Source organism: Pseudoduganella rhizocola, from assembly GCF_045984285.3.
Lineage (GTDB): Bacteria > Pseudomonadota > Gammaproteobacteria > Burkholderiales > Burkholderiaceae_D > Rugamonas.
The window spans coordinates 34,529-40,528 of record NZ_JBJQIK030000018.1; the positions used below are offsets into that span (position 1 = coordinate 34,529).

General features: G+C 63.2%; 5 protein-coding genes. All 5 read left to right on the top strand.

The features are described 5' to 3' along the window. Positions 1 to 15: 15 nt before the first annotated feature. The 5 genes from ACJRPG_RS24330 (at position 16) to ACJRPG_RS24350 (ending at position 5,946) form a co-directional block, all read left to right on the top strand. Positions 16 to 1,395 carry an MFS transporter gene (locus tag ACJRPG_RS24330; protein ID WP_408002697.1) on the top strand — a complete coding sequence of 460 codons (1,380 nt, stop codon included), beginning with the start codon at positions 16 to 18 and terminating at the stop codon, positions 1,393 to 1,395. Further along, positions 1,395 to 2,498 (top strand): aldose epimerase family protein, encoded by a 1,104-nt coding sequence (locus ACJRPG_RS24335; RefSeq protein ID WP_408002698.1) that lies wholly within the window; start codon positions 1,395 to 1,397, stop codon positions 2,496 to 2,498. The genes ACJRPG_RS24330 and ACJRPG_RS24335 overlap by 1 nt, the downstream gene beginning before the upstream one ends. A gap of 98 nt (positions 2,499 to 2,596) precedes the next feature. Beyond that, positions 2,597 to 3,589, top strand: a complete 993-nt coding sequence (locus ACJRPG_RS24340) for a LacI family DNA-binding transcriptional regulator (protein ID WP_408002699.1) — start codon at positions 2,597 to 2,599, stop codon at positions 3,587 to 3,589. Between the two features lie 76 nt (positions 3,590 to 3,665). Then, entirely contained in the window at positions 3,666 to 5,555 is a 1,890-nt protein-coding gene (locus ACJRPG_RS24345) for a hypothetical protein (protein WP_408002700.1), read from the top strand. 7 nt (positions 5,556 to 5,562) lie between these two features. Further along, the gene (locus ACJRPG_RS24350) at positions 5,563 to 5,946 is read left to right on the top strand and encodes a 5-carboxymethyl-2-hydroxymuconate isomerase (RefSeq protein ID WP_408002701.1); all 384 of its coding nucleotides are present in this window, start codon (positions 5,563 to 5,565) and stop codon (positions 5,944 to 5,946) included. Positions 5,947 to 6,000: the final 54 nt, after the last annotated feature.

Below are 6,000 nucleotides of genomic sequence, written 5' to 3' on the forward strand. Positions count from 1 at the left end.
TTTAAAAGTGATCCTATGAAGCTGAATGAGCCTGTAAGCCAGCAAGTCGTTGGCAAGTACAGATGGACCATCTGTGCCCTTCTGTTTTTCGCCACCACCGTCAATTATCTCGATCGCCAGGTACTGAGCCTGCTGGCGCCCCAGCTGTCGAAAGAATTCAACTGGTCCAATACGGACTACGCGAACATCACTGCCGCCTTCCAGTTCGTGTACGCGGTCTCCATGCTGTTCGCGGGCCGCGTGGTGGACGCCATCGGCACCAAGAAGGCCTATATCCTCGCGATCGTGATCTGGTCGCTGGGCGCCGTCATGCATGCCTATTCGGTGCCCATGGGCTCCGCAATCGGCCATGTGATGGGCGCGCTGGGCCTGGCCGTGGTGCCGGCCTCCATCGCCGGCTTCATGCTGTCGCGCGCCGTGCTGGCGGTTGGCGAAGCGGGCAACTTCCCGGCGGCGATCAAGGCCACGGCGGAATACTTCCCCAAGAAAGAACGCTCTTTCGCCACCGGCATCTTCAACTCCGGCGCCAATGTCGGCGCCATCCTCGCGCCGCTGACGGTGCCGCCGATCGCCCTGCTGTGGGGCTGGCAGGCGGCCTTCATCGCCATCGGCGCGATCGGCTTCCTGTGGATGGTGGCGTGGCAGGTCTTCTACGATCCGCCCGAACAGCAGAAACGCCTCGGCGCCGCCGAACTGGCCTTTATCCGCAGCGATGCGCCGGCCGCCGCGCCTGCAGCGCCGGCGGGTGCAAAAGTGCCTTGGTTCCGCCTGCTGGGCTACCGCCAGACCTGGGCCTTCGCCTTCGGCAAATTCATGACGGACGGCGTGTGGTGGTTCTTCCTGTTCTGGCTGCCGAAATACCTGTCCGCGCAGTACGGCATGGGAGCGGCCGACATCGTGGTGCCGCTGGCTGTGCTGTACAGCATGACCATGTTCGGCAGTATCGGCGGCGGCTACTTCCCGGCCTATTTCATGAACCGCGGCCAGTCGGCGTATGACGGCCGCATGAAAGCGATGCTGGTGATTGCATTGTTCCCGCTGGTGGTGCTGCTGGCGCAGCCGATGGGCGGCATCAGCCCATGGGTGCCTATCCTGCTGATCGGCGTGGGCGCTTCGGCGCACCAGGCGTGGTCGGCCAACCTGTTCACCACCGTGTCCGACATGTTCCCGCAGCGTACCGTTGCCTCGGTGGTGGGCATCGGCGGCATGGCCGGCGGCATCGGCGGCGTAGTGCTGTCCAAACTGGGCGGCTGGCTGTTCGACTACTACGGCGCGCAGGGCCAGATCGGCACCGGCTACATGATCATGTTCACGATCTGCGCCGTGGCCTACCTGCTGGCATGGGGCGTGATGAAGGCGCTGGTGCCGCGCCATAAGGAAATCACGGACCTGTAATGCGCCTCTTCCTGGCGATCACCCTGCTCGGTGCGGCAGGGCAGGGCGGCTGTACCGGCATCTCGGTGCAGCCGTTCGGCTATATGCCCTCCGGCGAGCGCGTGGAAAAAGTCACGCTGACCAATGAGCGGGGCATGCAGCTGTCCTATATCGATTATGGCGCCACGCTGACCTCCGCCCTGGTGGCGGACCGCCGCGGCGAGCGCCGCAACATCATCCTCAATCTTCCCGACCTGCCGTCCTACCTGCGCACCACGCGCCGCTACGCCGCCATCATCGGACGCTACGCGGGCCGCATCGGCAACGGCAGTTATGAACTGGATGGGCGCACGGTGCAGCTGCCGGTCAATGCGCGCGGCACGGCGCTGCACAGCGACCCGAATGGTTTCGACAAGCGCCTGTGGCGGCGCCGCGATTTTGCCGATGCGGCCTCCATCGGCTCCGTCTACACCCTGGTCAGCGCGGACGGCGAGCAGGGGCATCCGGGCCGGCTGGAGGTAAGCGTCACCTACCGCCTGCTGCGCAGGAGCGACGAATTCCGCATCGAGTATGCGGCCGTGACGGATGCGCCCACGGTCATCAACCTCACCAGCCACGCCTACTTCAACCTGGCCGGCGCCGGCAGCACGGGCCTCGATACCCACCGCTTCCGCATCAATGCGCCGCAGTACGCCGTGCTGGATGCGAAGAAGGTGCCCACCGGCGAACTGGCGCCGGTTGACGGCACGCCGCTGGATTTCCGCCGGCCCGCCAATGCCATGGCGCGGCTGAAGCCGTCGGCCCTGCTGGGCGACCCGGCGGAGTACGACCATGCCCTCGTCTTTGATAAACCGGGCCTGGTGGGCGTGATCGACGAAACGCGCAGCGGGCGCCGCATGGAAGTGCGCACCACCGAGCCTTCGCTGGTCTTCAACACCGGCGGCGGCTTCGACGGCAGCGAGAAGGGCGGCGAAGGCTACGCCTACCAGCGCCACGACGGCTTCGCCTTCGAAACCCAGCACCTGTCCGACAGCCCGAACCGGCCGAACTTCCCCAGCACCGTGCTGCGGTCCGGCCAGCGCTTCGCTTCCGAAACGAGCTTCCGCTTCACTTCAGGGAAGTGAGGTAAACGTTTAACTCGCTTTTGCCGGCGGTTTTCCCCGCCCGGCAGCGTGTTACTATGCTCGTTGCCCGTTAAGCGATTACCGTTTCCGATAACAATATGAAGAAAAATGTACCCACCATCCGTGACGTCGCTGCCGCTGCCGGCGTCTCCACGGCCACCGTCTCCAAATTCATGAACGGCACGCAGCGCTTCTCGCCTGCGGTGGAAGCAAAGGTGAGCAAGGTGATCGCGGAGCTGGGGTACAAGTCGAATCCGCTGGCGCAGTCCATGATCACCGGCCGCACGCGCACGGTCGGCCTCTCGGTGCTGGACGTGTCCAATCCCCACTTCACCAGCATCGTCAAAGGCGCCAACCGCGTGGCGTTGCAGCACGGCTATACCCTGCTGCTGGTGGATACGGAAGAAAACCCGGGCCGCGAACGTCCACTGCTGGAAGCGCTGAGCCGCCGCGTGGACGGCATGATCGTCTTCTCGCGCATGCAGGAGAAGGAAATGGACTGGATGGTCGAGCTGGACAAGCCGCTGGTCTTCTTCGGCAGCCTGAATCGCCTCTCCATCCCGCACGTGGCCAGCGACGACCACCGCGGCGCCTATATGGTCACGCGCCACCTCGTCACGCTGGGCCACAAACGCATAGCCTACCTGGGCTTCTCCAAATCGCGGCGCGACGAGGAACGCATGGGCGGCATCAAGGAATGCCTGGCGGCGCACGGCATGTCGCTGCAGGTGTATGACGGCAGTGCGCCGTCTGCGCTGGAAGGGGAGCGCATCTGCTCCTCCATCATGCTGGGTTCCGAACATCCCGACGCGCTGATCTGCTACAACGACCTGATGGCGCTCGGTTTCATGAAGGCGGCGCAGATCCTCGGCTTCAAGCTGCCGGCCGATATCTCGGTGGCGGGCTTCGACAATATCCAGTTCGGGAACTACACCTCGCCGCCGTTGACGACGGTGGACCTGCAAAGTGAACGCATGGGCATCGCCGCCATGGAGAAGCTGCTGGACACCATCGAAAGCAAGCCGACCGCGCCCTTCACGATGATCGAACCGCAGCTGATCCTGCGCTCCTCCACCATCAACCGGAACTAGTTACGACATTTCGCTTTACCTCGGCGGCAAAATCTTCTACCATCAAGTTAAACGTTTAACTAACAATGATGAGACGATGAACATTTCCCGCACACTCCTGTCTTCCGCCGTCCTCGGCGCCCTGGTCGCCCTCGGCGGCGCTGCTCCTGCCGCTATCGCCGCCAATCCTTACGCCGACTACGTTCCCCCTCTGGCCGCCCAGCCGATGAACCGCATCGTGCAGGACAACGCCTATAAGCAGCTGAACTACTTCTTCCAGAAGCTGGCGGCGGAGAAGGAAGCCATCATGATCGACGGCTATGCACCCTTCAAGTCCGGCGACAAATTCCTGCCCGGGAAAGTGGCGGCAGGCCTCGGCCACGTGCTGCTGAACACCCCGAAGGACGATCCGCGCCTGCCGCAGCTGCTGCAGCAGTACAGCGACATCGCAGACATGACGGTGGACATGGACAACCACACCTGGGGCATCTACTACTACATGCTCATGCTGCGCAAGCTGAAGGATGCGGGCCTGCTGGAACGCGCCATCAAGCCCGCCACGCTGGAAAAGCTGAAGCAGAAGCTGGACTGGCGCAGCTTCGTCACCCAGCCCGGCTATGAGCTGATGGAGCTGCCCACCAACTACTTCGGCGTGGCCTTCAGCATTGCCCGCCTGCGCGTGCTGATGGGATGGGAAGACGACAGCGGCGCCAAGGTCCTGCTGAACAAGATGATGGAGCACTACGCCGCCTACTCGGGCAAATACGGCTTCTCGGACGAGACCTCGGGCGAGGGCCGCTTCGACCGCTACAGCATCCTGCTGATTGCCGAAATCTGCGAACGCTTCATCGAAACCGGCGTGCCGGTGACGCCGGAACTGAAAACCATGCTGCGCAAGGCCGCCGTGGTGGCGCTGAATGCGGCCAACCCGTCCGGCAATGGCTTCAGCTTCGGCCGCAGCCTCGGCCCGTATGGCGAAACGGCGATGCTGGAAATCCTGTCGATCTCCGCCTACCTCGGCGTGCTCACGCCGGAAGAAAAGGAATACGCCTACAGCTACTCCTCGCGCATCGCGGCGCGCTACATGGACTTCTGGTACAACCCGTCCATGAATTCGGTGGACATGTGGAACCAGGGCCGCCGCACCGACACCTATCGCGGCAAGCACCGCATCCTCGGCGAGAACTTCTCGCTGCTGCACCAGCTCATCTTCACCAACGAGCAGTGGAATATGGCGGGCATGAAGGACAAGGCGCCGCGCCAGGATCTCGCGGCATGGCTGGAAAAAACGCAGCCCGGGTTCAGCATGACCTGGTTCGCGCAAGGCGAGTACGACCGCGCGCTGGCCATCTTCCGCGACCGGAAGAACGTCTTCAGCCTGCTGATGATCAACGGCGGCCAGAGCCAGCATGGCAACAGCCCTTACTATCCGCTGCCGTTCGCGCCCGGCATTATCAGCGGCATTGCCGACAGCGGCTCGAAGCACCCGCAGCTGCTGCCGAAGTTTACGATGGCGGACGGCAGCCAGCTGCTGCCAACTTCCTATATCAAGGACATCAAGGACAGCCGCAAGGGCAAGCAGTATCTGGTGAGCTACCGCCAGGACGAGCTGTCGAAGCAGGGCGGCCGCGTGCCGGTGAAAGATGCGCGCATCAAGCTCGATACGGTCTACACGCTGGAGAAGGGCGTGATTACGCGCACCGACACCTACACCCCGGTAGGAACGCAGGAAGTAGCAGGCATTGCGCTGGAATTCGCCAGCTTCTCGGACGGTGCGAAACTGGACGGCAAGCGCGTGAGCTTTGCGGAAGGCGCGGTTTATGAGTACAGTGTGAACGGGCTCGAAAGCTGCAAGGCCGAGCCCACGAACGGCAGCGACCTGTACAAGGCGCCCTACGGCCCGATGAAGACCCTGGTCAGCTGCAGCAGCGGCAAGTTCACGATGGACAAGCCGCTGCTCATCCAATGGACAATGAAATACCGCTGAAAATGTTATGCCGCACCTGAGAATCGAATACACGTCGAACCTGGACCAGCACCTCGACATGCAAGCGCTGTGCGTCGTGCTGGCCCGCACGCTGACGCAATTTGAAGACGACACCGGCGCCCGGGTGTTCCCGCTGACGGGGACCCGGGTGCTGGCCTACCCGGCGCCATACTTCGCGGTAGCCGATGGAGCCCCCGACCGCGCCTTCCTCTACCTGAACCTGCGCATTGCACCTGGCCGCGACAAGAAGCTGCTGGAATCGATCAGTAAAGCGCTGCTGGCCCAATGTGACGGCCTGCTGGCCCGCATCACCGCCTTGCGCTCCATCCGCGCCACCCTCCACATCGACGAAGGCCACCCCGCCGCCGAATCCAAATGGGCCTCTGCGTGACACAAAAAACATGACACCGTGGGGTCAGGCACCGGCTGTCACATGACAGCGGTG

Bases quoted from the DNA above. Each gene is read 5' to 3' on its own strand.
- ACJRPG_RS24345 (WP_408002700.1), top strand. From the start codon at position 3,666: ATGAACATTTCCCGCACACTCCTGTCTTCCGCCGTCCTCGGCGCCCTG.
- ACJRPG_RS24330 (WP_408002697.1), top strand. From the start codon at position 16: ATGAAGCTGAATGAGCCTGTAAGCCAGCAAGTCGTTGGCAAGTACAGA.
- ACJRPG_RS24340 (WP_408002699.1), top strand. From the start codon at position 2,597: ATGAAGAAAAATGTACCCACCATCCGTGACGTCGCTGCCGCTGCCGGC.
- ACJRPG_RS24335 (WP_408002698.1), top strand. From the start codon at position 1,395: ATGCGCCTCTTCCTGGCGATCACCCTGCTCGGTGCGGCAGGGCAGGGC.
- ACJRPG_RS24350 (WP_408002701.1), top strand. From the start codon at position 5,563: ATGCCGCACCTGAGAATCGAATACACGTCGAACCTGGACCAGCACCTC.